The following is a 24670-nucleotide window of genomic DNA, read 5'->3' as shown; positions in this document are numbered from 1 at the left end:
ATGGCCAAGCGCGTGCTGATCGCCGAGGACGAGTCGAGCATCGTCACCTCGCTCGAATTCCTGATGCGGCAGGCCGGCTTCGAGACGAGGGCAGCGGCGGACGGGGAGGAGGCGCTTTCGCTCCTCGCGATCTACCGGCCGCACCTGGTCCTGCTCGACATCATGCTTCCCAGGCGCAGCGGGCTGGAGCTTTGCCGCCTCATTCGCGCCGACGCATCGCTGGCGGCGACGCGGGTGCTCATGCTGACTGCCAAGGGGGGGCAACGCGACGTCGAAAGGGGCCTGGATGTGGGCGCGGATGACTATGTGACGAAACCCTTCTCCACCCAGGACCTCGTTGCGCGAGTGCAGGCGCTGCTCGCCGATCCGGTGCTGCGGCTCACGCCGGACGCAGGTCCGAGGCAGGCGCCATGAGTTCCGCCTCCCCCGCTGCCGGGGCGTCGACGATCGAACCGACGGTCTATGTGATCGACGACGATGAATCGATCCGCGAACTGCTCACCTGGCTCATGAAGCGCAATGACATCCGGTCGGAGGCCTTTCCCAACGCGAAGAGCTTTCTGAAGGCCTACCGTCCCGACGCTCCGGGCTGCCTTATCCTGGACCTCTTCATGCCGGGAATGAGCGGGCTCGATCTGCAGCAATACCTCAACGAGGCCGGGATAGAGATGCCCGTCATCTTCCTCTCGGGCCGGGCCGACGTTCCCAAGGCGGTGCTCGCGGTGAAGAGCGGCGCGATCGACTTCATCGAGAAGCCCTTCGACTACCGCCAGATCGTGGAACTGGTGCGCGAATGCATACGCCGCGATGCCGCCACCCGGGCGGGGCGCGAGGAAGCACGAAGCCGCGCCGAGCGCGTGGCCTTGCTCTCGCAGCGAGAGCGTGAAGTGCTCGAGCGGGTCATCGCCGGGAAGGTCAACCGGATCATTGCCGAGGAAATGGAAATTTCCATCAAGACGGTCGAGGCACACCGCGCCCGGATCATGGAGAAGCTCGCGGTGAATTCCGTCGCGGAACTCGTCCAGGCAATCCTTGGCGCGCGGCCGCCGGAGCGCCGTGGTGCGGGCCCGGGAGGCACCGGTCCTGCCGGGTAGGGGTAAACCCCTATTGCCCATGGCGGGACGGGGGTATTAGCATCCTGCACGGTAAGGAGGAGGGTCACCAAAGAATAACAACCGGCAGCGCCCGGCCAATCCCCGGCAAGAGGGATGGCAGGGCGCGAAGCGCCGGCAAGGGTCGCGGTGGCTTCAGTCGTTCCCCCTTTCGTGATTCGACAGCGACCCGAGCCGCTCAGGCGCCCCGCAAGGCGCCCCGGCACTTCGACCGGCCCGGACGGACAACCGTTCCGAGGACAACGATCAACGAGGAGGAACGGGATGCAGCTCACGCAGACACACATCGACTACTGGCACAAGAACCTGAGGCTCACGGCAGTCCTGCTCGTGATTTGGTTCGTCGCCACCTTCGTCCTGGCCTGGTTCGCGATACCGCTCGCCGAGTTCAAGATGTTCGGCTGGCCGTTCTCGTTCTACATGGCCGCCCAGGGCTCGCTCGTCATCTACCTGGCGATCATCGGCTACTACGCCTGGGCGATGAACAAGGCCGACCTCGAGCATGGCGTTCATGAAGGGGAGCAAGACTGATGGCCATGAATCAGAAATCGTTCACTCAGCAGCTCAAGAAGTACTACACCTTCTACACGGGGGGGTTCGTCCTCTTCGTGATCGCGCTCGCCATCGGCGAGAAGATGGGCATGACGCCCAGGTGGATCGGCTACTGTTTCCTCGTATTCACGATCATTCTGTATGCCGGCATCGGCATCATGAGCCGCACGCTGGAGGTTGCGGAATTCTACGTGGCCGGCCGGCGGGTTCCCGCGTTCTTCAACGGAATGGCCACGGGTGCGGACTGGATGAGCGCCGCGTCCTTCATCGGGATGGCGGGCACGCTGTACCTCACCGGCTTTCAGGGGCTGTCGTTCATCATGGGCTGGACCGGCGGCTACGTGCTGGTGGCGCTGCTGCTTGCCCCCTACCTGCGCAAGTTCGGTCAGTTCACGATTCCGGACTTCCTCGGGGCCCGTTACGGCGGCAACATCGTGCGTTCGCTGGGAGTGATCGCGGCCATCATCGCGTCGTTCACCTACGTGGTGGCGCAGATCTACGGCGTGGGCCTCATCACCAGCCGCTTCACCGGCCTGGAGTTCGGCATCGGCGTGTTCGTGGGTCTCGCCGGAATCCTCGTGTGCTCCTTCCTGGGGGGCATGAAGGCGGTGACGTGGACGCAGGTGGCGCAATACGTGATCCTGATCATCGCCTACATGATTCCCGTGGTCTGGCTGTCGGTGAAGCACACCGGCGTGCCGGTTCCGCAGCTCGTCTACGGCGCGGTGCTCGAGAAGCTCACCGCGCGGGAAAACGTGCTTACCAGCGACCCCGGGGAAAAGCAGGTCCGCCAGATCTTCGCCGACCGCGCCAAGGCGGCGGATGAGAAGATCAAGGGCCTGCCTGCCAGCTACCAGTCCGAAAAGGACCTGGTGACCAAGAAGCTCGAGGACCTGAAGGTCGCCTCTGCGCCCAAGCCCGACCTCGATGCTGCCGAGAAGGCCGTGAAGGATTTCCCGGTCAACGCCGACGCGGCCAAGGCCAAGTGGACGGCAGAAAAGGCCGGCGCCACGGCACGGTCCAAGCCGCCGCTGCATCATGCGACACCCTACCCGGGCGCCGATGAGAAGGCACGCGACACGTCGAGGCTCAATTTCATCGGCGTCGTGTTCTGCATGATGTTCGGCACCGCTGCGCTGCCGCACATCCTGATGCGCTACTACACCACGCCCTCGGTGCGCGAGGCGCGCACCTCGGTCGGCTGGTCGCTCTTCTTCATCTTCCTGCTCTACTTCACGGCGCCCGCGCTGGCGGTACTGGCGAAGTTCGACGTGTATACCCTGGTGGTCGGGTCGAAATTCGCGGATCTGCCAGCCTGGGCGAACGCGTGGAGAACAGTGGATCCAGGGCTGCTCAACATCACCGACATCAACAAGGACGGCATCGTTCAGCTCGCCGAAATCGTGATAGGCGGCGACCTGATCGTGCTGGCGACGCCGGAGATCGCCGGCCTGCCGTATGTGATCTCGGGCCTGGTGGCGGCGGGCGGCCTCGCAGCGGCGCTTTCGACCGCCGACGGGCTGCTGCTCACGATCGCCAACGCCTTGTCGCACGATCTCTACTACAAGATGATCAACCCCAATGCTTCCCCGGGGATGCGCATCACGGTGTCGAAGGTGCTGCTGCTCGGCGTGGCCATCATCGCGGCCTACGTGACGTCGCTCAAGCCCGGGAACATCCTGTTCCTGGTCGGCGCAGCGTTCTCGATCGCGGCGTCCGCGCTCTTCCCGGCCCTGGTGATGGGGATCTTCTGGAAGCGCGCCTCCAAGATCGGTGCCATCACCGGCATTGCGGCGGGCCTGGGCATATGTCTCTACTACATGGTCCACACCTATCCGGTGTTCATCCAGTGGTTCGGGACGACGCCGATCGTGAAGTGGTGGGGTCTCGAGCCGATCTCGGCCGGGATGTTCGGCGTGCCGGTGGGCATCGTCACGATTTTCGTGGTCAGCCTGCTCACGCCCGCCCCGGACAAGGAAGTGCAGGAGCTGGTCGATCACGTTCGCTACCCGAGACTCGAGGGCGACATCGACACGAAGGGCGCCTGACCCCTCGTCGAACCGTGGCACAATGGGCCCGCGCCTTTCCGGCGCGGGCCATTTCCATTCATGGATCCTGATTTCCTCCTGCGCGCCCTGAAGGCGGTTGTCGAAGTCGCGGGCTTCGCCTATCTCGGTCAGGGGCTGGTGGCGCTCTTTTCCGGCGCGAACCGCGAGCGCAACGTCATCTTCCAGGTCTTTCGCATAGTGACCGGGCCGGTCACGCGGGCGACGCGCTTCCTGATGCCGAAGTTTATCCCCGACCGGCACGTGCCGTTCATTGCATTCGGCCTGCTGCTATGGATCTGGATCTTCCTGATCGTCGGGCTGGCCAGCCTCAGGCGGGTCAGCTAGCCGGAAGGCGATGCTTTTCCGCTATTTCGCCAGGGAGATTCTCGCCACGAGCCTGCTGGTGCTCGCGGCGCTGCTGGCGCTCTTCGGCTTCTTCGACCTGGTTCGCGAACTGGACGACGTCGGGCGCGGCGGATACCGCCTGACCGTGATGATCGGCTACGTGCTGCTGTCGCTGCCATCGCACGCCTACGTCCTCATTCCTGCCGCCGCGCTCATCGGAACGCTCTTCGCGCTGGCGCGGATGTCCGAGCAGTCCGAACTGACCGTGATGCGCTCCTCGGGGCTTTCGATGGCGCAGCTGGCGGGGCACGTGGCGGGCGCGGGGCTTGTGGTCGCCTTGACCACGCTCGCGGTCGGGGAGCTGGTCACGCCCTTCACCGAAGATGCGGCCAAGAGCCTGAGGCTCAAGGCGACCAGCTCCATCGTCGCGCGCGAGTTCCGTTCCGGATTCTGGGTGAAGGACGATCGCAGCTTCGTGAACATCCAGGACGTGACCGCCGACACGGCGCTGCTCAACCTGAAGATCTACGAATTCGACAAAGCCAACCGCCTCGCCTCGATCAGCCGCGCGGGGAAGGGGACCTACGACGGCCAGAACCGCTGGGCGCTGACCGACGTCGAAGTGACGCGCTTCGACGGCGACAAGGCGGTGCTGGAGCGGCGGCCGGCCACCGTGTGGAACTCGGTGCTCACGCCCGACATCCTCTCGGTACTTAAGATCGTCCCGGAGCGCATGTCGGTGCTGAACCTGTGGGCCTACATCGAGCACCTGCGGGAGAATCGCCAGACGACCACGCGCTACGAAATCGCACTCTGGCAGAAGCTGCTCTATCCCCTGGCGGCGATCGTGATGATGGTGCTGGCGATTCCCTTTGCGATCCAGTCTCAGCGCACGAGCGGTACCGGCGCGAAGATCGTGCTGGGGATACTGCTAGGCCTCGGGTTCCACTTCGCCGGGCGGCTCTTTTCGCACATCGGCCTGCTCAACGACTGGCCGGCGGCGTTTTCCGCCGGCATGCCGACGCTGATCTTCCTGGGCGTGGCGGCGTCGGGCCTGATGCACGTCGAGCGACGCTAGCGCCCGCCGCGGGTGCTCAGGTCGGTCAGGCGGGTGCCTGCAATACGGTCGTGCAGGAACTGCTCGTCGCGGTCGATCAGCGCCCAGAAGTATCCTGCTCCCAGCGCCGCTGCACCCACAACGGCGAGGAGGTAACGGCAGGTCGCGCGCGCCGCGTCCACGCGGCCGCCGTCCGCCGACTCCAGGCGGATGCGCCAGGTCTTCATCGCCAGGGTCTGTCCCCCGCGGGTCCAGAACCACACCAGGTACGCGCCAACCACCAGCAGGACCCAGGCCTGGAGGAAATGCCGGCGCAGGCCGCTGGTGGAATCGCCCGCGAAGGCAAGGAATGGAAAGGTGGCGACGAGGACGAGCGCCGCCAGGATCAGGAACTCATACGCCGCGCAGGCCAGCCGTCGCGCCATGCCGGGCGCGGGAGGCGCCTGTGCGTCCATCAGCGGCGTTCGGGTTCCGGCGCGGGCGTCGGTGCGGCGTTTTGCTCGAGCCAGCGCTCCTTCAACTCATGCTGCTTGGACGGCGGGAGTTTTTTCAGGCCCTGGAATGTCTCACGCGCCGCCTTGCGCTGGTCCGGGGTCATCGCCGCCCAATCGCGCAAACGTTCCTGGAACCGCTCCTGCTGGATGGGGCGCATCTTCGGGTACTGGCTGGCGGCCGACACCAGGCGTTTCTGCTGGTAGCCCGGGAGCTTGTCCCAGTCGGGCGCCAACGGCGCGAGAACCTTGCGATCCTCCGGCAGGAGACGCGCCCACGGCGTCTGGGGCGTCGCGGGCGCCTTGGGGTCGGAGCTGGCCGGGATGGCGGCCAGGGAGATGCAGACGGCGAGAGCCCCTAGAAGGAGCCGGATTCGCTCTTGAGCCACTGGCCGAAATCCTTGTCGAGGAACGCGTCGATCGGGAGTTCGCCCGAAAGCAGCTGGGCATCGAGCTCGCCGATGTCCGCGACCGGGGCGAGGGTTTTTGCGGCCAGCGTCGCCAGCAGGATCACGATCGGAAGCCACAGCAGCGCCTGTTGCAGGATCGAGTACTTGATCGTCTGCGCCGTCCCCGCACCCACCGTCACGAAGCCGAGGAACCGCACCGGTTCGCGCCAGGCATCCAGCGCCCGCAGCCGCGCGGAGCGCAACCGGGTGGCCTGCAATTCACCGACCTGCGACGCCGAGCGCTCGAGCCACGGCCGGAGCTTGTTTCCAAAGTCTTTTTCATTCATAGACTTATGCCTTTTGATTTCAGGATCTTCGCCAATGCATGCGTCGCCCGGGAGCAATGCGTTTTCACGCTGCCTTCCGAGCAACCCATCGCCCTGGCCGTTTCACTGACATCGAAGTCTTCCCAATAACGCAGAAGGAAGGCTTGCCGTTGACGTTCGGGCAGCGATTGGACGGCCTCTTCGATGATTTCCATGGTCTGCGTCTGCTCCAGACGGCCGTCGGGAGAGGCAGGGATGGCGCCCTTTTCCTCGACCTCGAACGTCTCCAGAGGGTCCGCGTCGTCGTCCTCGCCGGTAAGGCCCAGGGCCCCCCAGAGGGATGTCCAGGCCGAGCGCACGCGGTTTCGCCGGTAGTGGTCGCGGATCGCGTTCTGCAGGATTCGCTGGAAGAGGAGCGGCAGTTCCTCCGCAGGGCGTGCCGAATAATTCTCCGCAAGCTTGAGCATCGCTTCCTGCACGATGTCGAGAGCTGCCTCGTCGTCCTGGACCGAGAACACGCTTTGCTTGAACGCGCGTCGCTCCACGGAGGCGAGGAAGTCGGACAGCTCTTTTTGCGTAGCCAGGGGATCCTCCCGCGGGCAGTGGGCCCCGCCCGGGCAGGGTGGGGAGCGCATTCGGCCCGCGTCGCCGCGACTATAGCAAAGGAGGGCGGCCTGCCCGCCCCCCGGCGCGAGCGGTTTATCCCGCCATTCGGCTTGACCAATCCTCCCCTGCCCGCTAATGTTCTAGGTTCCCTTTCAAAACTTCACGATTTACAAGACCTTATGGAACTCAAGCTCCCCCCGCTCGCGGAAACTGGTGAAACCCTGACGGGCGCCGAGATCGCCATCCGCTGCCTGCAGGACGAAGGGGTCGAGTTCGTGTTCGGCTATCCCGGCGGGGCCGTCCTGTTCATTTATGACGCCCTGTTCAACCAGAAGAAGGTGAAGCACATCCTCGTGCGGCACGAGCAGGGGGCCCTTCACGCGGCGGATGGCTACGCGCGCGCCACCGGCCGGCCCGGGGTGGCCCTCGTCACCAGCGGTCCCGGCGTGACGAATGCCGTCACGGGCATCGCGACCGCCTACATGGACTCCATTCCGATGGTGATCATCTCCGGCCAGGTGCCCACGAGGGCCATCGGCGAGGACGCCTTCCAGGAGTGCGACACCGTCGGGATCACGCGCCCCTGCGTGAAGCACAACTTCCTGGTGAAGGACGTGAACGAGCTGGCGGTCACCATCAAGAAGGCGTTTCACATCGCGACCACCGGCAGGCCCGGTCCGGTGCTGGTGGACATCCCGAAGGATGTGTCGCAGCAATCCGCCCGCTTTCATTACCCCGACACGGTACAGCTGCGCTCCTACAGCCCGGTCGCGAAAGGGCACGCCGGCCAGATCAGGAAGGCGATGCAGCTGCTGCTGGAGGCCAAGCGGCCCATGATCTACGTGGGGGGCGGCGCGATCCTCGGCGAGGCCTCGAAGGAGGTCACGGAGCTGGTGCGGCTTCTCGACTATCCCTGCACCAACACCCTCATGGGCCTGGGCGCGATCCCGGCTTCGGACAAGCGGTTCGTCGGCATGCTCGGCATGCACGGCACGGTGGAAGCCAACATGGCGATGCAGAACTGCGACGTGCTGCTCGCCGTGGGCGCCCGGTTCGACGACCGCGTGATCGGCAACCCCGCCCACTTCGCCGCGGGCAGCGCCAACCGCAGAATCATCCACATCGACGTGGACCCGTCGTCGATTTCGAAGCGCGTGCGCGTGGACGTGCCGATCGTGGGGCATGTGAAGGAGGTCCTGGACGAACTGCTGGCGCTCCTCAAGGCGGCAAAGAGCAAACCCGACGCGGCCGCTCTCGCCGCCTGGTGGGGGCAGATCGCGACCTGGCGCGCGAAGGATTGCCTCAAGTACGACCGTGCGGCCACGATCATCAAGCCGCAGTTCGTCATCGAGAAACTGTGGGAAGTCACGAAGGGCGACGCCTACATCACTTCAGACGTCGGCCAGCACCAGATGTGGGCCGCGCAGTTCTACCGCTTCGAGAAGCCCCGGCGCTGGATCAATTCGGGTGGCCTGGGAACGATGGGCGTCGGACTGCCCTACGCCATGGGCGTGAAGCTCGCCTTCCCGGATGCCGACGTCGCCTGCGTCACCGGCGAGGCCTCCATCCAGATGTGCATCCAGGAACTGTCCACCTGCAAGCAGTATCACCTGCCGGTGAAGCTCGTGAACCTGAACAACCGCTACATGGGCATGGTCCGGCAATGGCAGGAGTTCTTCCACGGCAACCGCTACAGCGAGTCCTACATGGACGCGCTGCCGGATTTCGTGAAGCTCGCCGAAGCCTATGGCCACGTCGGGATGAAGATCGAAAAGCCCGGCGACGTCGAGGGGGCGCTTCGCGAGGCCTTCAAGATGAAGGACCGCCTCGTGTTCCTCGACATCATCACGGACCAGACGGAAAACGTGTTCCCGATGGTGCCCGGCGGAAAGGGCATCTCCGAGATGATCCTCGCCGAAGACCTGTAGGGCCGGGCCGCGCGGGGCAAGGGCGAGAAACGCTCCTGCCGCGCGCGACCGTCCCGTCCGCTCCCCGCACCCATACACCTACTTCCCGACCCTTCGCCATGCGCCACATCCTCTCCATCCTCGTCGAAAACGAAGCGGGCGCGCTTTCGCGCGTTGCAGGCCTTTTCTCGGCCCGCGGCTACAACATCGAGTCGCTCACCGTTGCCCCCACCGAGGACGCGACGATGTCGCGCATGACCATCGTCACCACCGGTTCCGACGAGGTCGTCGAGCAGATCACCAAGCAGCTGAACAAGCTCGTGGACGTGGTGAAGGTCGTGGACCTCTCGGAAGGCCGCCACCTCGAGCGCGAGCTGATGCTCGTGAAGGTGCGCGCTTCCGGCAAGGACCGCGAGGAGACTAAGCGCACCGCCGACATCTTCCGCGGGCGCATCATCGACGTCACCGACAAGTCCTACACCATCGAGCTCACGGGCACGACCGACAAGCTCGATGCCTTCCTGGAGGCGCTCGACAGGAGCTCGATCCTGGAAACCGTCCGCACCGGCGTCTCCGGCATCGGCCGGGGCGAGTGGGTTCTCAAGGCCTGAAATTCACGCACATCCGAGGATACGATCATGAAGGTGTACTACGACAAGGACGCGGACCTCTCCCTCGTGAAGGGCAAGAAGGTCACGATCATCGGCTACGGCTCGCAGGGGCACGCGCACGCGCAGAATCTGCAGGAATCCGGCGTGAAGGTCACGGTGGGCCTGCGCAGGGGCGGCGCTTCCTGGGACAAGGCGAAGAAGGCGAAGCTCGAAGTGAAGGACGTCGGCGCCGCAGTCAAGAGTGCGGACCTCGTGATGATCCTGCTTCCCGACGAGAACCACGCGGCGGTTTGGAAGGAGTCGATCGAGCCCAACATCAGGAAGGGCGCGGCGCTCGCCTTCGCGCACGGGTTCAATATCCACTTCGGGCAAGTGCAGCCGAGGGCCGACCTGGACGTGATCATGATCGCGCCCAAGGGACCCGGCCACCTCGTTCGCTCCACATACACGCAGGGCGGGGGCGTCCCGGCCCTCATCGCCGTGCACCAGGATGCCTCGGGAAAGGCCAAGGACCTCGCCCTTTCCTATGCCTGCGCGATCGGAGGCACGCGCGGCGGAGTAATCGAGACAAACTTCCGCGAGGAGACCGAGACCGACCTGTTCGGCGAGCAGGCCGTCCTGTGCGGCGGCATCGTGGAACTCATCAAGGCCGGCTACGAGACGCTGGTGGACGCGGGCTACGCCCCGGAGATGGCCTATTTCGAGTGCCTCCACGAGACCAAGCTCATCGTGGACCTCATCTACGAAGGCGGCATCGCCAACATGAACTACTCGATCTCGAACAACGCGGAGTTCGGCGAGTACCTGACTGGCCCGAGAGTCATCGGCCCCGAAGCGAAGCAGGCGATGAAGGACGCGCTGGCCCATATCCAGTGCGGCGGCTACGCGCGCGACTTCATCCTCGAGAACCAGGCCGGGGCCCCGACTCTCAAGGCGCGCCGGCGCCTGCTCGCGGAGCACCCCATCGAGCAGGTGGGCGAGAAGCTCCGGGCGATGATGCCCTGGATCAGGAAGAACAAGCTCGTCGACCAGAGTCGCAACTGAGGGCCGCCTTGGCGCATTACCCGCACCCCATCATCGCCCGCGAGGGGTGGCCCTACCTAGGGGGTGCCATCGCGGTGGCGGTGATGGTCACCTGGTTCGCGGGCGGGTGGTCGGTGCCGTTCTGGCTCGCCGCCGTCTTCGTCCTGCAGTTCTTCCGCGACCCGCCCCGCGAGGTACCGCAGGGCGATGGCCTGGTGCTCAGCCCGGCCGACGGCCGCATCGTCCAGGTCGGCAATGCGCGCGACGAATACCTCAAGCGCGACGCAGTCAGGATCAGCGTGTTCATGAACATCTTCAACGTGCATTCGAATCGCTCGCCGGTAGACGGCACGGTCGAGGCCGTCTGGTATTCCCCGGGGCTGTTCGTCAATGCCGACCTCGACAAGGCCTCGACCGAAAACGAGCGCAATGCCGTGCACCTGCGCACGGCGGGCGGCCTCGACGTGACGAGCGTCCAGGTCGCCGGCCTGATCGCCCGGCGGATCCTCTGCTACGTCGGCAAGGGCGACCGGCTCGCGTGCGGACAGCGCTACGGCTTCATCCGCTTCGGCTCCCGGGTCGATGTGTACCTTCCGCCGGGCTCGACCCCGAAGGTCGCCATTGGTGACAAGGTCTCGGCCACCACGACCGTGCTCGCCCACTTGCCGGGCGTCAGGGGCTGATCGTGGACCCCGCCGCCAAACCCCGGCGCCTGCTGATGGAGCCCATACGCCGCCGCGGGATCTACCTCCTGCCCAACCTCCTCACGACGCTCGCCCTGTTTGCCGGCTTCTACGCGATCGTGCAGGGGATGAACCACGACTTCGAGCGTGCGGCCATCGCCATTTTCGTCGCGATGGTCCTCGACGGGCTGGACGGCCGGGTGGCTCGGCTCACCAACACCCAGTCGGCGTTCGGGGCGGAGTACGACAGTCTCTCCGACATGGTCTCGTTCGGCGCGGCCCCGGCCCTCGTGATGTACGAATGGGCGCTGCGCGGCATGGGCCGCATCGGCTGGATCGCGGCTTTCGTCTATTGCGTGGGCGCGGCGCTGCGGCTCGCGCGCTTCAACACGCAGCTCTCGGTGGCCGACAAGCGCTGGTTCATGGGACTTCCAAGCCCCGCCGCCGCTGCCCTCGTCGCGGGCATGATCTGGGTGCTGAACGACTACCACGTGAAGGGCGGGGAGGTGAAGTGGTTCGCCGCCGCGCTCACCCTCTACGCGGGCATCACGATGGTGTCGAACGTGCGGTTCTACAGCGGCAAGGACCTGAACCTGCGCCGCGCGGTCCCGTTCTGGATGACGCTGGTGATCGTGGTTGCCCTGCTGCTCATCTCGATCGAGCCTTCGCACGTCCTCTGGGGAATCATGGTGGCGTACGGCGTTTCCGGCTACGTGACCTGGGTGGTCCATCGCTGGCGGGAAGAGGCGAAGGAAAAGCAGTACCGGCATATCCGCGACGCGATCGACGAGGGCGACGTGACGGCGCTTGCGCGCATGCTGCATTCGACGCCGCCGGACACCGTGGTGAACGGCGGCGGGCGCTCCCTGCTCATGGTGGCGGTCGAGGAATCGAACCTGCCGGCGGTCGAGTTGCTGCTCGCCCGGGGCGCGACCCGGGACCACCGGGATGAACGCGGCACGACCGCGCTCGCGCTTGCCGCCGGGATGGGATTCCAGGAGGCGGTGGAGGTCCTGCTCGCGGGCGGCGCCGATCCCAATGTGCGTGACCTCTCCGGAATGACCGCTCTCGACCTGGCCGAGGAACACGGTTCGCACGACATCGTGGCTGCCCTCCTGCGCAGCGGCGCACGCTCCGGTCGCGAGCTGGACCCGCTGCAACCCTAGTTGCCAGCCCCGGCGGCCATTGCTATAGTCGAAACATGAATTCCGTCGCGCGCATCGCCGACCACCTGCTTCGCCTCCCGCTGGCGGGCCTCCCGGGCCTGCTGCTGCGCCCCGCGCGCTAAAAACCCCACCCCACAATTCGGCAGTTGCGGTGCCGCCCGGCAAGCGGGACGGCAGATTCCCATCCCTATTCCCCCTGGAGTGAACCCATGCAGGACCAGCTCATCATTTTCGACACCACCATGCGCGACGGCGAGCAAAGCCCCGGCGCTTCCATGACCCGCGAGGAGAAGGTGAGGATCGGCAAGCAGCTCGAGAGGCTGCGCGTCGACGTGATCGAGGCGGGCTTCGCCGCTGCGAGCGCCGGCGACTTCGACGCCATCCGCGCCGTGGCGGAAACGGTGAAGGAGTCGACCGTGTGCTCGCTCGCGCGCGCCAACGACAACGACATCCGGCGCGCCGGCGAGGCCGTGGCGCCCGCGTCGCGCAAGCGCATCCACACCTTCATCGCGACCAGCCCGATCCACATGAAGCTCAAGCTGCGCATGAGCGAGGAACAGGTGCTGGAAGCCGCCGTGCGCTCGGTGAAGCTCGCGCGCGAGTACACGGACGACGTCGAGTTCTCCGCCGAGGATGCCGTGCGTTCGGAGGTGGATTTCCTCTGCCGCATCTTCGAGGCCACGATCGCTGCGGGTGCGCGCACGATCAACGTGCCCGACACCGTCGGCTACAGCGTGCCCGATCGCTGGGGCGCCCTCTTTCGCGAGCTGCTCACCCGGATCCCGAACGCCGGCAAGGCGGTGTGGTCCACGCACTGCCACAATGACCTCGGGATGGCAGTGGCCAACTCGCTCGCCGCGGTGATGAACGGCGCCCGACAGGTCGAGTGCACGATCAACGGGCTGGGCGAGCGCGCGGGCAACGCCTCCCTGGAGGAGATCGTGATGGCGGTCAGGACGCGGGCCGACATCTTTGCCTGCGGGACCGGGGTCGATGCCACGCAGATCGTGCCCACGAGCAAGCTGGTGTCGACCATCACCGGCTACCCGGTGCAGCCGAACAAGGCGGTGGTCGGGGCGAATGCGTTCGCGCACGAATCCGGCATCCACCAGGACGGCGTGCTCAAGCACCGCGAGACCTACGAGATCATGCGGGCCGAGGACGTCGGCTGGGGCGCGAACCGCCTCACGCTCGGCAAGCTCTCCGGGCGAAACGCGTTCCGGTCCCGCCTGGCGGAGATCGGCATCACGCTCGCCTCCGAGGAGGCGCTCAATGCCGCTTTCGCCAAGTTCAAGGAACTGGCCGACAAGAAGCGCGAGATCTTCGACGAGGATCTCCAGGCGCTGGTCTCGGATGAAAGCGTCACGCCCGAGCATGAGCGGCTCAAGCTCGTCTCCCTGGTGGCCCATTCGGAGACGGGAGAACATCCGTATGCGCGCGTGGTGATCGCCGATGGCGGGCACGAGATGCGCTCGGAGGCGCAGGGAGCAGGGCCCGTGGACGCCTCGTTCCAGGCGATCGAGCAGATGGTCCACAGCGGCACGGAGCTGCTTCTGTACTCCGTGAACAACATCACCACCGGCACGGATTCGCAGGGGGAGGTGACGGTCCGGCTCGCCAGGGAAGGCCGCGTCGTGAACGGCATGGGAGCCGACACCTACATCGTGGTCGCATCCGCCAAGGCCTACCTGAGCGCGCTCAACAAGATGGGCATCAGTTCGGCGCGCATGAATCCGCAGTACGGCGAGGAGTCCATCACGCCCTGAAGCCGGAATGAAAATGCCCGCGAGTCGCCTCGCGGGCATTTCCGGGTTCTGGACCTCCGTCGCGGGTCGGCGCCACGCGACCGGGAGGTCAGCAGCCGCCCTTCTTCTTCTTGCTGTCGGCCGGCTTCGCCTCGGCCTTTTTCGCGTCCGCCTTCTTCGGCTCAGCGGGCTTCGCGTCGCCCTGCTTGGCGATCACCTTGTCCTTGATGTCGTTGTAGACGTTCTCGGGGACGATCTTCCGATCGAGGAGATCGTTCTTCCCCTTGTACGGCCGGCCCTTGATGATTGCGTCGGCGCGCGCGTCGCCGATCCCCTTGAGCTTCACCAGGTCCTCGCGGGACGCGGTGTTGAGATCGAGGAGGGCCTCGGCCTTCTTCTCGGGGGCAGCCGCGTGCTTCGCTGCGGGGGCAGCCGGCTTCGCCGGTTCCTTCTGGGCGTAAGCCGAGCCGGTCGCGGCAAGGAGCGCGATGGCGGCGGCGGCGATGAGCTTCTTCATGGATTCTCCTGTCAGCGTAGTGGGGATGCGAAACGCGCGCAGATTCTAGCGCCTTCCAGCCGTTCGCGCTCCATTAACGCCTCAGGCAGGCGGACGGTTGACATCCGTCTTCGCGAGGAGACAGATCGAATCCCCATCCAATCAAGCGCTTGGCGTCGCCGGTCATGACGCCTGTCGGGGGCGGACGACCCCGCACACCTGCCGCACGCGAAAGCGTTTCCCCGACATCCGCGTGGATGCTCGCTCTCGGGACGATCGGGACTCGTGGCACGGATCGTGTTTGCAGGGAAGGACGACAACGCAAGAGGAGCACGCCATGCGCTACACCGACGGACTGTTCGGCAGGAAGGACCCGCCGCGGCTGGCTTCGCAGCCCGGCGCCTCTTCCGCACCATCGCGCCCGTCGGCCGGCCCGGCGCTTGCCGCCGTTCCCCGGCCGGCTCCCGGACTGGCGCCCATCGGCTCGCCCGAGCCGGCACCCCGCATCGAGGAAGGCGCCGGGTCCCGTCTCATCGTGGGCCCCAACATCAAGCTCAAGGGAGTGGAGATCGACGACTGCGACACGCTCGTGGTCGAGGGCCGCGTGGAGGCGACGATGGTGAGCCGCGCGATCCAGATCGCCGAGCACGGCTCCTTTCGGGGAACGGTGGACGTCGAGGTTGCCGAAATACGCGGCGTGTTCGAGGGCGAGCTCACCGCACGCGGCCGGCTCGTGGTCCACGCCACCGGGCGAATAGCCGGAAAGCTGCGCTACGGCAAGCTTCTGGTGCAGGAGGGAGGTGAGCTGTCGGGCGACATTGGCACCCTGGCCGACCGTGCCGAGACTGTCAAGCCGGCCTAGCTCTCGCGAGCGAGCTTCGCGGCGAGCCCGATGTAGGTTGCCGGCGTGAGGGCGAGGAGGCGTGCCTTCGCGTCCTCGGGAAGCGGCAGCGTGCGCAGGAAGCGGTGCAGTTCTTCCCGGGTGATGCCACCCTTGCCTCGGGTGAGGTCCTTCAGCTTCTCGTAGGAACCCTCGATGCGGTGGGCGCGCATGACGGTCTGCACGGGCTCGGCCAGCACGTCCCAGCACCCGTCGAGGTCGGCAGCCATCCGCGCGGGGTCGGCCTCGAGCTTGCCCAGGCCGCGCAGGCAGGCCTCATACCCCAGGAGGCAGTAGCCGAACGCCACGCCCATGTTGCGCAGGACGGTCGAATCGGTGAGGTCGCGCTGCCAGCGCGACACCGGAAGCTTTTCGGCCAGGTGGCGGAGCAGGGCGTTGGCGAGACCGAGGTTGCCCTCGGAGTTCTCGAAGTCGATCGGGTTGACCTTGTGCGGCATCGTCGAGGAGCCCACCTCGCCCGCCTTGACCTTCTGGCGGAAATAGCCGAGCGAAATGTAGCCCCACACGTCGCGATCGAGATCGACGAGGATCGTGTTCAGCCTCGCGAGGGCGTCGAAGGCCTCCGCCAGCGCATCGTGCGGCTCGATCTGGATCGTGAGGGGGTTGTAGGTGATGCCCAGCCCGGTCACGAAACCCCGTGCGAATCCGGGCCAGTCCATGGCGGGCGCGGCCACCACGTGAGCATTGAAGTTGCCCGTGGCACCGTTCACCTTGCCCAACATCGCGACGGCCCCCACGGCATGCCGGACGCGTTTCAGCCGCCACGCCACATTGGCCATTTCCTTGCCCATGGTTGTCGGGGTGGCCGGCTGCCCGTGGGTGCGCGAAAGCATCGCAAGATCCGCGTGGACGCGCGCGAGCTCGTCGAGCCGCACGCAGATCGCATCGACGGCGGGAAGCAGGACGGCGTCCAGCCCGCCGCGCACCATGAGTGCGTGCGCCAGGTTGTTGATGTCCTCGGAGGTGCAGGCGAAGTGGATGAACTCGCCGGCGGCGGAGACTTCAGCGTTGTCCCGGAACGTCTCCCGCAGCCAGTACTCGACGGCCTTGACGTCGTGATTCGTGGTCGCTTCGATGGCCTTCACGCGCTCGGCATCGGCGAGGGAAAACGACCCCGCGACCCGGTCCAGTTCCGCGATCGTGGCCGCCGAGAACGCGGGCAGCAGGGCGAAAGCAGGTTCCGAAGCAAGCGCTTTCAGCCACGCGATCTCCACCCTCACGCGCAGGCGGATCAGCGCGTACTCGCTGAAGTGCTCCTGCAAGGCGCGTGTCTTGGAGGCGTAGCGCCCGTCGAGCGGCGAAAGGGCGGTGAGGGCGTGGGACATTTGGAGGGACCGTGGGCAAATTTTATCACGCCGCCGGGCAAGACCGGTCGTCCGGCACCCCGATGCTATACTCGGCGCCCGTCGTCACGGTGGTGGAGCACGCATGAAGCTCGTCGCATCGAAGACCAGTCCCTATGCCCGGAAGATCCGGGTGCTTCTCGCGGAAAAGCAGCTCGCCTACGACTTCATCGAGGAAGGCGCGCGGAACGCCGGCACGACCGTCCCCCGGTACAACCCCCTCAACAAGATTCCTGTGCTCGTGACGGACGACGACGTCTGCCTCTACGACTCGAGCGTGATCGCGGAGTATCTCGACCCGCTGGGCGCCCCGTCGTTCATCCCGCCCTTCGGCATCGACCGTGCATGCGTGCGGCGCGACGAGGCGCTCGGCAACGGGATCGCGGACGCCGGAATCGCGATCTTCCTGGAACGCAAGCGCGAGACTGCCCGGCAGGACGCGGCCTGGATTGCCCGCCAGCGCAGCAAAGTGGATGCGGGCATCGCGGCACTGGCGAACGAGCTGGGCGGCAAGGCCTTCCTGCGCGGCGATGCGCTGTCGCTGGGCGACGTGTCCTGCGCCTGCGCGCTCCTGTGGCTGGAGTTCCGCTTGCCGGAGATCGCCTGGCGCACGCAATACGCCGCGCTGGAGCGGTGGATCGAAAGGCTCGAAGCCCGGCCATCCTTCGCGAAGACACGGCCGCCGGCCTGACCCCGCGCGGCCGATTGCCGGCCGGACCTCACCCTTTATCGTGCCTGCCGGCGCATTCCCTGCCCGTGCCTCAGGCGATCACGCCCCCGCCGAGGCACTCCTCGCCACGGTAAAGTACCGCGGACTGCCCCGGGGTTACGGCCCACTGGGGTTCGGCGAACTCGAGCGTGAAGTCGTTTTCGCCGCCCACGACCAGCGTGCAGGGCGCGTCTGCCTGCCGGTAGCGCGTCTTGGCGCCCAGGGTGCCCCCTTCCCGCGGCGGCGTGCCCTCGACCCAGCTGGCGTCCTGCGCGCGCAGCCGTGCCGAGAAAAGCAGCGGATCGTCGCGCCCCTGGACGACCACGAGAGTGTTCGAGGTGAGGTCCTTCCCGGCCACGTACCAAGCAGCACCGTCGCCGCCCTGGCGCCCGCCAATGCCCAGCCCCTGGCGCTGGCCGAGCGTGTAGTACATGAGCCCCTGGTGCTCTCCGACGCTCTCCCCGGCCGCCGAGACGATCGGCCCCGGCTCGCGCGGCAGGTAGCGCGAGAGGAACTCGCGGAACGGGCGCTCCCCGATGAAGCAGATGCCGGTCGAGTCCTTCTTCGCATGGTTGGGTAGCTCTGCCTCACGGGCGATCCGCCGCACTTCCGTCTTGAGGAGCTGACCCACTGGAAAGACCGCCCTCGAGAGCTGGGCCTGCGTCAGGCGGTGCAGGAAGTAGGACTGGTCCTTTGCCGGGTCCGCCCCCTTCAGCAGCCGGAACCGGCCATCGACTTCCTCGACCCGGGCGTAGTGTCCGGTGGCGATGCGCTCGGCGCCCATGGCCACGGCGTGGTCCAGGAAAGCCCTGAACTTGATCTCCGCGTTGCAGAGCACGTCGGGGTTCGGCGTGCGGCCGGCCCGGTATTCGGCGAGAAAGCTCGCGAAGACGCGTTCGCGGTACTCGGCCGCGAAATTGACGGCTTCGACCTCGATGCCCACCTTGTCGGCCACCGATACGGCGTCGATGAGGTCCTCGCGCGTCGAGCAGTGCTCGTCGTCATCGTCGTCCTCCCAGTTCTTCATGAAGAGGCCGACGACCTCGTGCCCCTGTCGCTTCAGAAGCAGCGCGGCAACGGCCGAATCGACCCCTCCGGAGAGCCCGACGACGATTTTCATGGAGAAGTATCTTGAGGCAAAACGGGGCGGGCGGGCGAAACGAAAAAAGGCAGGGCCGAAGCCCTGCCTTTCATGCTGCTCCGGCGAGGCCGGAATTACTTCGCCGGCGCGGCCTGCTTGGGCGCCGCTTCTTTCGGCGCGGTCGACTTCGCCGCGGAGTCCGCCGGGGCGGCGTGCTTCTTGGTGGACTTGGACGATTTCTTCTTCTTGGTGGTCGTCGTGGCGGATTTGTCGGTCGCCTTCGGGGCTTCGGTCTTCTTCACCTCGGCCTTGGCGGGCGCTTCGGCCTTGGCCGACGGCGCGGCCGGAGCGGCGGCGGCGGGCTTGGCGGGCGCCTGGGCGAGCGCGCCAATTGACACGGTCGCGAAGAGGGCGGCGATCAGGGCAGAAAGCTTTTTCATCGTGGTTCCTTTGCGTAGAGAGGGAAATTTGCGTCGACTGCGCTGGTAGCCAGCCTCGTCAGCACGATTAACGCTCGGGGTGCTGCGCCGGTTGACGGGTACCGGGCAGGGCAGCCGTCAAAGCCTTGCCGAGGCCTCTCGCCACTGGCCCGGAACGAGGCCCTCCAGGCTCCAGGGGCCGACCCGGTAGCGGATAAGGCGCAAGGTTGGCAGGCCCGCCTTCGCGGTCATCCTTCGGATCTGGCGGTTTCTTCCCTCCCGGAGGCGAATGTCGAGCCACGAGGTGGGGATGGCCTGGCGTACGCGGATCGGGGGGGTCCGGGGCCAGAGGCCCGCAGGCTCGTGAATGACGCTCACCTCGGCAGGCAGGGTCACGAAATCGCCCAGGTCAACGCCGCGGCGCAAGGATTCCAGTTGCACCTCGTCGGGGACCCCCTCCACCTGCGCCCAATACCCTTTCTCGAGCTTGTGCCGGGGATCGGCAATCCGTGCCTGCAGGCGCCCGTCGTCGGTCAGGACGAGCAACCCCTCGCTGTCGGTGTCGAGCCGGCCGGCGGGATAGACCCCGGGAACCGGAACCAGGCCGGAAAGCGTCGGGCGGTCGCCGGACGGGCTGAACTGGCAGATGAAACCGAACGGCTTGTTGACCAGGATCAGCTTGGGCATGAGGGAGTATGGGGCGCTTTGCTATAATTTCGCGCTTATCAGGCGCCGAGGCGCGCCGGCCGGCGGGGATGTCCCGCCCGTCCCCATCAAAGGCCCCACAGGAGTTGCACCCATGAGCAAGATCAAGGTAAAGAACCCGGTCGTCGAGATGGACGGCGACGAGATGACGCGGATCATCTGGCAGAGAATCCGCGAGAAGCTGATCCTCCCCTACCTCGACATCGACCTCAAATACTACGACCTGGGGATCGAGCACCGGGACGCGACTGACGACAAGGTCACTGTCGACTCCGCCAACGCGACCCGGGAGTACGGCGTGGCGGTGAAGTGCGCGACGATCACGCCCGACGAGGCGCGCGTGAAGGAGTTCAGCCTCAAGCAGATGTGGAAGAGCCCGAACGGGACGATCCGCAACATCCTCGACGGCACGATCTTCCGCGAGCCGATCATCTGCAGGAATGTCCCGCGCATCGTTTCGCACTGGGACAAGCCCGTGGTCGTTGCCCGCCACGGATACGGCGACGTGTACAAGGCCACCGAGATCAAGTTCGACGGCGCCGGCACGATCAAGCTCACCTTCGTGCCCAAGGATGGCAGCGCCCCGATCGAGAAGGAGGTTTTCCAGGCCCCCGGCGCCGGCATCACGATGGCCATGTACAACCTGGACGAGTCGATCCGCGGCTTCGCGCGCGCCTGCTTCAACTACGCGCTCAATCGCAACTACCCGGTGTACCTGTCGACCAAGAACACCATCCTCAAGGTGTACGACGGGCGCTTCAAGAACCTCTTCCAGGAGATCTTCGACGCCGAGTTCAAGGCGAAATTCGACGCAGCCGGCCTGACCTACGAGCACCGGCTCATCGACGACATGGTCGCCGCCAACCTCAAGTGGAGCGGCGGCTACCTGTGGGCGTGCAAGAACTACGACGGCGACGTCCAGTCCGACACCGTGGCCCAGGGGTACGGATCGCTCGGCCTCATGACGTCCGTCCTGACCACGCCAGACGGCAAGACGGTCGAGGCCGAGGCGGCGCACGGCACGGTGACGCGCCACTATCGGATGCACCAGCAGGGAAAGCCGACCTCGACCAACCCGATCGCATCGATATACGCGTGGACCCGCGGGCTGCAGTATCGCGGCAAGATGGACAACACGCCCGAAGTCGTGAACTTCGCGCTCGCCCTGGAGAAGGTCTGCGTGGACACGGTGGAATCCGGGAAGATGACCAAGGATCTCGCGCTCCTCATCGGGCCGGACCAGCCTTTCCTCACGACAGAGGGCTACATGGACGCCGTGGACGTGGAGCTCAAGCGCCGCGTGGGGTAGCGCCCTGCGGCATCGCGGAAAAGAAAAAGCCCCCGAAGCTCGCGCTTCGGGGGCTTTGAAATTCTGGTGAGTCGGCTCTTAGGCGGCCTGGATGTTCGAAGCTTGCTTGCCCTTGGGGCCTTGCGTCACCTCGAAAGAGACCTTCTGGCCTTCCTTGAGGGTCTTGAAACCCTGCATCTGGATGGCGGAGAAGTGGGCGAAAAGATCCTCGCTGCCGTCATCCGGCGTGATGAACCCATAGCCCTTCGCATCGTTGAACCACTTGACGGTACCGGTTGCCATTCGCTTGCATACCTCTCGGGGAAACGGGTGGAGGCCCGCACATCGTTCGGATCCAGGCCCGCAAGGCGAACTGGCGATGCGAAATCCGTGAAGCCAAACTCCAACGCGCCTTGTACGCCCGTTGCCGTGGCAAGTCAATAGAGTGGACAGGGTCTTGAAAAACCGCTGCCGTTTGCCCATATTGTCCGGGACGGATACGACCGATCTCTAGCCGCCCTTTCGCGCCCCAGGCATGCCCAGCAAGTCCAGCAGGTCCAGCGGCTCCACGATGCTCAAGCCGAGCGCGGCGAAGGTCAAGCCGCCGCCGATGTACAGGGTCGTCATGTATAACGACGACTTCACGCCGATGGAGTTCGTGGTCGAGGTCTTGCAGGTATTCTTTGCGCTTCCCATGGAACAGGCCACGCAAGTGATGCTCAAAGTCCATACCGAGGGGCGAGGGGTGTGCGGGACCTACCCCAGGGACGTCGCCTCCACGAAGGTGGAGCAGGTGGTTCAATATGCGCGCCAGCACCAGCATCCCTTGCAGTGCGCGATGGAGGAAACATGATCGCCCAGGAGTTGGAAGTCAGCCTGCACATGGCCTTCGTCGAGGCCCGCCAGAAGCGCCACGAGTTCATCACCGTGGAGCACCTGCTTCTTGCCCTGTGCGACAACCCGTCCGCCTCGGAGGTTCTCAAGGCCTGCGCGGCGAAGATCGACGAGCTGAAGAAGGCCCTTGCCGACTTCGTGATGCAGCACACCCCCACCGTAGCGGGCACCGGCGAGGTCGACACCCAGCCCACGCTCGGCTTCCAGCGCGTCATCCAGCGCGCCATTCTTCACGTCCAGTCTTCGGGCAAGAAGGAAGTCACGGGCGCGAACGTGCTGGTCGCCATCTACGGCGAGAAGGATTCGCACGCCGTCTATTTCCTCCACCAGCAGGGCGTCTCGCGCCTGGACGTCGTGAACTTCATCTCCCACGGCATCACCAAGAACCCGCAATCGGGCGCCCGCGAGGAGGGCGAGGGTGCCGAGGAGGGCCAGGAAGCCCCGGGCGCGGGCGGTGCGCTGGAGAGCTTTACCCAGAACCTCAACCAGCTCGCCATCGACGGCAAGATCGATCCGCTCATCGGCCGCGAGAGCGAGCTCGAGCGCGTGATCCAGATCCTGTGCCGCCGTCGCAAGAACAACCCGCTGCTGGTCGGGGAGGCGGGAGTCGGCAAGACCGCCATCGCCGAGGGGCTCGCCAAGCGCGTGATCGACGGCCAGGTGCCGGAAGTGCTCGCCAAGGCCCAGGTCTTCGCGCTCGACATGGGCGCCCTTCTCGCAGGCACCAAATACCGCGGGGACTTCGAGCAGCGCCTGAAGGCGGTGCTCAAGCAGCTGTTCGAGAACCCGAACGCGATCCTCTTCATCGACGAGATCCACACGCTCATCGGGGCGGGCAGCGCCTCCGGCGGCACGCTCGACGCCTCCAACCTGCTCAAGCCCGCGCTCTCCTCGGGGGCGCTCAAGTGCATCGGGGCGACGACCTACAACGAGTTCCGCGGCATCTTCGAGAAGGACCACGCGCTGTCGCGCCGCTTCCAGAAGATCGACGTGAACGAGCCCTCGATCCAGGAGACGGTGGAGATCCTTCGCGGACTGAAGTCGCGCTTCGAGTCGCACCACGGCGTGAAGTACACCGCCAACGCGCTGACCACCGCTGCGGAGCTGTCGGCCCGTTACATCAACGATCGCCACCTGCCGGACAAGGCCATCGACGTGATCGACGAGGCCGGGGCCCTGCAGCGCATCCTGCCCAAGTCGCGGCAGAAGAAAGTCATCGGCAAGCCGGAGATCGAGGAGATCGTCGCGAAGATCGCGAGGATCCCCGCGCGCAGCGTGTCCTCCGACGACCGCACGCAGCTGCGCAACCTCGACCGCGACCTGAGGGCGACGGTGTTCGGCCAGGATGCCGCGATCGAGGCCCTCTCCTCGGCGATCAAGATGGCGCGCTCGGGCCTGGGCAATCCCCAGAAGCCGATCGGGTCGTTCCTCTTCTCGGGGCCCACGGGCGTGGGCAAGACGGAGGTCGCCAGGCAGCTCGCGTTCATCATGGGCGTGGAGCTGGTTCGCTTCGACATGTCCGAGTACATGGAGCGACACGCCGTCTCGCGCCTCATCGGCGCGCCCCCAGGCTACGTGGGCTTCGACCAGGGCGGGCTCCTCACCGAGGCCATCACGAAGCACCCGTACTCGGTGCTCCTGCTCGACGAGATCGAGAAGGCGCACCCGGACATCTTCAACATCCTGCTGCAGGTGATGGACCACGGAACGCTCACGGACAACAACGGGCGCAAGTCGGATTTCCGCAATGTCGTGATCGTCATGACCACCAACGCGGGCGCGGAAGGGCTCTCGAAGAACGCCATCGGCTTCTCCACCGACCGCAAGGTTGGCGACGAGATGGCCGAGATCAAGCGGCTGTTCACGCCGGAGTTTCGCAACCGCCTCGACGCGGTGATCTCGTTTGCGGCTCTCGACGAGCAGGTCATCCTGCGGGTGGTGGACAAGTTCCTCATGCAGCTCGAGGCGCAGCTCGCCGAGAAGAAGGTCGAGGCGCAGTTCACCGAAGGTCTCAAGAAGTACCTGTCGAAGAACGGCTTCGACCCGCTCATGGGCGCACGGCCGATGGCGCGCCTCATCCAGGACACGATCCGCCGGGCGCTGGCAGACGAGCTCCTCTTCGGCCGCCTGGCGGGCGGGGGGCGGGTCACCATCGACGTGGATGCGGAAGGCAAGGTGAGGCTCGACATCGCCACCTCGGCGCCCTCGGGGGAACCGGTCCCGGCGCCGGGCTGAATACGGCGGCCGGGGGCGTCCTTCCGCCTCGGCCTCGCCCGCAGGCCTTCCGGTGCGCCAGGCGCCTTGCGTCCTGCTACCCGATAGGGCTATACCCCCTCCCCACCGGGCAGGTTTACAAGACGGCTCCCCGCCAGATACTCTCGGAGCGCGCCGAAAACCACAGGAGGAGTTCACCGATGATCGCTCTCGCGCGGTACATGGCGATGGCAGCCGCCACGCTCGCGGCCGGTATTGCCGTCGCCCAGCAGCCCGCCCCACCCCCGCCCGCCTTCGCCCCGTCCAACCTTTCGGCCCCCGGGGTCCGTTCACTGGCGGCCAATTGCGCCGCGTGCCACGGGACGAACGGCAAGCCCGCCCCCGGATCCACGCTCGCAGGTCTCGCCGGCAAGCCTCGCGACGAGTTGCTGATGGCGATGACCCAGTTCAAGGAGGGCAAGAAACCGGCAACCGTGATGCACCAGCTTTCCAAAGGCTATTCGGACGCGGAACTCGCGGCCCTTGCCGACTATTTCTCCAAGCAGTCCCGCTAGCGACC

Annotated in this window: 28 protein-coding genes; 18 read left to right on the top strand and 10 right to left on the bottom strand. The window is 66.0% G+C overall.

Annotated elements, in window-relative coordinates; all coding sequences use genetic code 11:
* The 6 genes from IPP91_18755 to lptG all read left to right on the top strand — a co-directional run bounded on the left by IPP91_18755 (position 1) and on the right by lptG (position 5135).
* Positions 1-414, top strand: a complete 414-nt coding sequence (locus IPP91_18755; protein MBL0144081.1) for a response regulator — start codon at positions 1-3, stop codon at positions 412-414.
* Positions 411-1094, top strand: a complete 684-nt coding sequence (locus IPP91_18750) for a response regulator transcription factor (protein MBL0144080.1) — start codon at positions 411-413, stop codon at positions 1092-1094. Before IPP91_18755 ends, IPP91_18750 begins: the two co-directional genes overlap by 4 nt.
* Before the next feature lie 282 nt (positions 1095-1376).
* Entirely contained in the window at positions 1377-1643 is a 267-nt protein-coding gene (locus IPP91_18745; GenBank protein MBL0144079.1) for a DUF4212 domain-containing protein, read from the top strand.
* Positions 1643-3712 (top strand): cation acetate symporter, encoded by a 2070-nt coding sequence (locus IPP91_18740; GenBank protein MBL0144078.1) that lies wholly within the window; start codon positions 1643-1645, stop codon positions 3710-3712. The genes IPP91_18745 and IPP91_18740 overlap by 1 nt, the downstream gene beginning before the upstream one ends.
* 60 nt (positions 3713-3772) lie before the next feature.
* Positions 3773-4057, top strand: a complete 285-nt coding sequence (locus tag IPP91_18735) for a hypothetical protein (protein MBL0144077.1) — start codon at positions 3773-3775, stop codon at positions 4055-4057.
* Between the two features lie 10 nt (positions 4058-4067).
* Positions 4068-5135, top strand: a complete 1068-nt coding sequence (lptG, locus tag IPP91_18730; protein ID MBL0144076.1) for an LPS export ABC transporter permease LptG — start codon at positions 4068-4070, stop codon at positions 5133-5135.
* Here lptG and IPP91_18725 read toward each other — a convergent pair.
* From IPP91_18725 to IPP91_18710, 4 genes are read right to left on the bottom strand one after another with little or no spacing between them, the layout of a single operon-like run.
* On the bottom strand, positions 5132-5569 hold the full coding sequence (locus IPP91_18725; protein ID MBL0144075.1) for an RDD family protein: 438 nt from the start codon (positions 5567-5569) through the stop codon (positions 5132-5134). The genes lptG and IPP91_18725 overlap by 4 nt on opposite strands.
* On the bottom strand, positions 5569-5994 hold the full coding sequence (locus tag IPP91_18720) for a DUF3106 domain-containing protein (GenBank protein MBL0144074.1): 426 nt from the start codon (positions 5992-5994) through the stop codon (positions 5569-5571). Before IPP91_18720 ends, IPP91_18725 begins: the two co-directional genes overlap by 1 nt.
* The gene (locus tag IPP91_18715; protein ID MBL0144073.1) at positions 5964-6341 is read right to left on the bottom strand and encodes a DUF3619 family protein; all 378 of its coding nucleotides are present in this window, start codon (positions 6339-6341) and stop codon (positions 5964-5966) included. The genes IPP91_18720 and IPP91_18715 overlap by 31 nt, the downstream gene beginning before the upstream one ends.
* Positions 6338-6904: an RNA polymerase sigma factor gene (locus tag IPP91_18710; GenBank protein ID MBL0144072.1), complete on the bottom strand. Its 567-nt coding sequence runs from the start codon at positions 6902-6904 to the stop codon at positions 6338-6340. Before IPP91_18710 ends, IPP91_18715 begins: the two co-directional genes overlap by 4 nt.
* A 201-nt stretch (positions 6905-7105) precedes the next feature.
* Between IPP91_18710 and IPP91_18705 the strand changes: the two genes are divergently transcribed.
* From IPP91_18705 to IPP91_18680, 6 genes are all read left to right on the top strand, one after another.
* Positions 7106-8854 carry an acetolactate synthase 3 catalytic subunit gene (locus IPP91_18705; protein MBL0144071.1) on the top strand — a complete coding sequence of 583 codons (1749 nt, stop codon included), beginning with the start codon at positions 7106-7108 and terminating at the stop codon, positions 8852-8854.
* A gap of 98 nt (positions 8855-8952) precedes the next feature.
* Positions 8953-9444: an acetolactate synthase small subunit gene (gene ilvN / locus IPP91_18700; protein MBL0144070.1), complete on the top strand. Its 492-nt coding sequence runs from the start codon at positions 8953-8955 to the stop codon at positions 9442-9444.
* A gap of 27 nt (positions 9445-9471) precedes the next feature.
* Positions 9472-10488 carry a ketol-acid reductoisomerase gene (gene ilvC / locus IPP91_18695; GenBank protein MBL0144069.1) on the top strand — a complete coding sequence of 339 codons (1017 nt, stop codon included), beginning with the start codon at positions 9472-9474 and terminating at the stop codon, positions 10486-10488.
* 8 nt (positions 10489-10496) lie between these two features.
* Positions 10497-11150 (top strand): phosphatidylserine decarboxylase, encoded by a 654-nt coding sequence (locus tag IPP91_18690; protein ID MBL0144068.1) that lies wholly within the window; start codon positions 10497-10499, stop codon positions 11148-11150.
* Positions 11151-11152: 2 nt separating this feature from the next.
* Entirely contained in the window at positions 11153-12316 is a 1164-nt protein-coding gene (gene pssA / locus IPP91_18685; protein ID MBL0144067.1) for a CDP-diacylglycerol--serine O-phosphatidyltransferase, read from the top strand.
* Positions 12317-12525: 209 nt separating this feature from the next.
* Positions 12526-14082, top strand: coding sequence for a 2-isopropylmalate synthase (locus IPP91_18680; protein MBL0144066.1), 1557 nt, complete (start codon positions 12526-12528; stop codon positions 14080-14082).
* Positions 14083-14170: 88 nt separating this feature from the next.
* On the opposite strand, the gene IPP91_18675 is transcribed toward IPP91_18680, so the two are convergent.
* On the bottom strand, positions 14171-14578 hold the full coding sequence (locus tag IPP91_18675) for a helix-hairpin-helix domain-containing protein (protein ID MBL0144065.1): 408 nt from the start codon (positions 14576-14578) through the stop codon (positions 14171-14173).
* 316 nt (positions 14579-14894) lie between these two features.
* Between IPP91_18675 and IPP91_18670 the strand changes: the two genes are divergently transcribed.
* The gene (locus tag IPP91_18670) at positions 14895-15419 is read left to right on the top strand and encodes a polymer-forming cytoskeletal protein (protein ID MBL0144064.1); all 525 of its coding nucleotides are present in this window, start codon (positions 14895-14897) and stop codon (positions 15417-15419) included.
* Here the strand turns inward: IPP91_18670 and purB are convergent.
* Positions 15416-16783, bottom strand: coding sequence for an adenylosuccinate lyase (gene purB, locus IPP91_18665; protein ID MBL0144063.1), 1368 nt, complete (start codon positions 16781-16783; stop codon positions 15416-15418). The two genes, IPP91_18670 and purB, sit on opposite strands and share 4 nt — an antisense overlap.
* Before the next feature lie 103 nt (positions 16784-16886).
* Here purB and IPP91_18660 point away from each other — a divergent pair, with 103 nt between their 5' ends.
* Positions 16887-17492, top strand: a complete 606-nt coding sequence (locus IPP91_18660; GenBank protein ID MBL0144062.1) for a glutathione S-transferase N-terminal domain-containing protein — start codon at positions 16887-16889, stop codon at positions 17490-17492.
* Positions 17493-17562: 70 nt separating this feature from the next.
* Here the strand turns inward: IPP91_18660 and mnmA are convergent, their stop codons facing one another.
* The 3 genes from mnmA to IPP91_18645 form a co-directional block, all read right to left on the bottom strand.
* The gene (mnmA, locus tag IPP91_18655; GenBank protein ID MBL0144061.1) at positions 17563-18630 is read right to left on the bottom strand and encodes a tRNA 2-thiouridine(34) synthase MnmA; all 1068 of its coding nucleotides are present in this window, start codon (positions 18628-18630) and stop codon (positions 17563-17565) included.
* 95 nt (positions 18631-18725) lie between these two features.
* Positions 18726-19031: a hypothetical protein gene (locus tag IPP91_18650; protein MBL0144060.1), complete on the bottom strand. Its 306-nt coding sequence runs from the start codon at positions 19029-19031 to the stop codon at positions 18726-18728.
* Positions 19032-19148: 117 nt separating this feature from the next.
* A complete protein-coding gene (locus tag IPP91_18645) occupies positions 19149-19697 on the bottom strand; it encodes a pseudouridine synthase (GenBank protein ID MBL0144059.1) in 549 nt (182 codons plus the stop codon).
* Between the two features lie 112 nt (positions 19698-19809).
* Between IPP91_18645 and IPP91_18640 the strand changes: the two genes are divergently transcribed.
* On the top strand, positions 19810-21024 hold the full coding sequence (locus IPP91_18640; protein ID MBL0144058.1) for an NADP-dependent isocitrate dehydrogenase: 1215 nt from the start codon (positions 19810-19812) through the stop codon (positions 21022-21024).
* A gap of 78 nt (positions 21025-21102) precedes the next feature.
* On the opposite strand, the gene IPP91_18635 is transcribed toward IPP91_18640, so the two are convergent.
* On the bottom strand, positions 21103-21306 hold the full coding sequence (locus tag IPP91_18635; GenBank protein MBL0144057.1) for a cold-shock protein: 204 nt from the start codon (positions 21304-21306) through the stop codon (positions 21103-21105).
* Between the two features lie 232 nt (positions 21307-21538).
* Between IPP91_18635 and clpS the strand changes: the two genes are divergently transcribed.
* From clpS to IPP91_18620, 3 genes are all read left to right on the top strand, one after another.
* Positions 21539-21856: an ATP-dependent Clp protease adapter ClpS gene (gene clpS, locus IPP91_18630; protein MBL0144056.1), complete on the top strand. Its 318-nt coding sequence runs from the start codon at positions 21539-21541 to the stop codon at positions 21854-21856.
* Positions 21853-24132, top strand: a complete 2280-nt coding sequence (gene clpA / locus IPP91_18625; protein ID MBL0144055.1) for an ATP-dependent Clp protease ATP-binding subunit ClpA — start codon at positions 21853-21855, stop codon at positions 24130-24132. Before clpS ends, clpA begins: the two co-directional genes overlap by 4 nt.
* 200 nt (positions 24133-24332) lie before the next feature.
* Entirely contained in the window at positions 24333-24665 is a 333-nt protein-coding gene (locus IPP91_18620; GenBank protein ID MBL0144054.1) for a c-type cytochrome, read from the top strand.
* Positions 24666-24670: the final 5 nt, after the last annotated feature.

The organism is Betaproteobacteria bacterium (assembly GCA_016720855.1).
Lineage (GTDB): Bacteria > Pseudomonadota > Gammaproteobacteria > Burkholderiales > Usitatibacteraceae > FEB-7.
This window is presented reverse-complemented; position numbering and strand designations above follow the sequence as displayed.

What these genes read in the sequence shown, in the direction of transcription:
- IPP91_18755 (MBL0144081.1), top strand. Translation starts at nt 1, where the DNA reads ATGGCCAAGCGCGTGCTGATCGCCGAGGACGAGTCGAGCATCGTCACC.
- IPP91_18750 (MBL0144080.1), top strand. Translation starts at nt 411, where the DNA reads ATGAGTTCCGCCTCCCCCGCTGCCGGGGCGTCGACGATCGAACCGACG.
- IPP91_18745 (MBL0144079.1), top strand. Translation starts at nt 1,377, where the DNA reads ATGCAGCTCACGCAGACACACATCGACTACTGGCACAAGAACCTGAGG.
- IPP91_18740 (MBL0144078.1), top strand. Translation starts at nt 1,643, where the DNA reads ATGGCCATGAATCAGAAATCGTTCACTCAGCAGCTCAAGAAGTACTAC.
- IPP91_18735 (MBL0144077.1), top strand. Translation starts at nt 3,773, where the DNA reads ATGGATCCTGATTTCCTCCTGCGCGCCCTGAAGGCGGTTGTCGAAGTC.
- lptG (MBL0144076.1), top strand. Translation starts at nt 4,068, where the DNA reads ATGCTTTTCCGCTATTTCGCCAGGGAGATTCTCGCCACGAGCCTGCTG.
- IPP91_18725 (MBL0144075.1), bottom strand. Translation starts at nt 5,569, where the DNA reads ATGGACGCACAGGCGCCTCCCGCGCCCGGCATGGCGCGACGGCTGGCC.
- IPP91_18715 (MBL0144073.1), bottom strand. Translation starts at nt 6,341, where the DNA reads ATGAATGAAAAAGACTTTGGAAACAAGCTCCGGCCGTGGCTCGAGCGC.
- IPP91_18705 (MBL0144071.1), top strand. Translation starts at nt 7,106, where the DNA reads ATGGAACTCAAGCTCCCCCCGCTCGCGGAAACTGGTGAAACCCTGACG.
- ilvN (MBL0144070.1), top strand. Translation starts at nt 8,953, where the DNA reads ATGCGCCACATCCTCTCCATCCTCGTCGAAAACGAAGCGGGCGCGCTT.
- ilvC (MBL0144069.1), top strand. Translation starts at nt 9,472, where the DNA reads ATGAAGGTGTACTACGACAAGGACGCGGACCTCTCCCTCGTGAAGGGC.
- IPP91_18680 (MBL0144066.1), top strand. Translation starts at nt 12,526, where the DNA reads ATGCAGGACCAGCTCATCATTTTCGACACCACCATGCGCGACGGCGAG.
- IPP91_18675 (MBL0144065.1), bottom strand. Translation starts at nt 14,578, where the DNA reads ATGAAGAAGCTCATCGCCGCCGCCGCCATCGCGCTCCTTGCCGCGACC.
- IPP91_18670 (MBL0144064.1), top strand. Translation starts at nt 14,895, where the DNA reads ATGCGCTACACCGACGGACTGTTCGGCAGGAAGGACCCGCCGCGGCTG.
- purB (MBL0144063.1), bottom strand. Translation starts at nt 16,783, where the DNA reads ATGTCCCACGCCCTCACCGCCCTTTCGCCGCTCGACGGGCGCTACGCC.
- IPP91_18660 (MBL0144062.1), top strand. Translation starts at nt 16,887, where the DNA reads ATGAAGCTCGTCGCATCGAAGACCAGTCCCTATGCCCGGAAGATCCGG.
- mnmA (MBL0144061.1), bottom strand. Translation starts at nt 18,630, where the DNA reads ATGAAAATCGTCGTCGGGCTCTCCGGAGGGGTCGATTCGGCCGTTGCC.
- IPP91_18650 (MBL0144060.1), bottom strand. Translation starts at nt 19,031, where the DNA reads ATGAAAAAGCTTTCTGCCCTGATCGCCGCCCTCTTCGCGACCGTGTCA.
- IPP91_18645 (MBL0144059.1), bottom strand. Translation starts at nt 19,697, where the DNA reads ATGCCCAAGCTGATCCTGGTCAACAAGCCGTTCGGTTTCATCTGCCAG.
- IPP91_18640 (MBL0144058.1), top strand. Translation starts at nt 19,810, where the DNA reads ATGAGCAAGATCAAGGTAAAGAACCCGGTCGTCGAGATGGACGGCGAC.
- IPP91_18635 (MBL0144057.1), bottom strand. Translation starts at nt 21,306, where the DNA reads ATGGCAACCGGTACCGTCAAGTGGTTCAACGATGCGAAGGGCTATGGG.
- clpS (MBL0144056.1), top strand. Translation starts at nt 21,539, where the DNA reads ATGCCCAGCAAGTCCAGCAGGTCCAGCGGCTCCACGATGCTCAAGCCG.
- clpA (MBL0144055.1), top strand. Translation starts at nt 21,853, where the DNA reads ATGATCGCCCAGGAGTTGGAAGTCAGCCTGCACATGGCCTTCGTCGAG.
- IPP91_18620 (MBL0144054.1), top strand. Translation starts at nt 24,333, where the DNA reads ATGGCGATGGCAGCCGCCACGCTCGCGGCCGGTATTGCCGTCGCCCAG.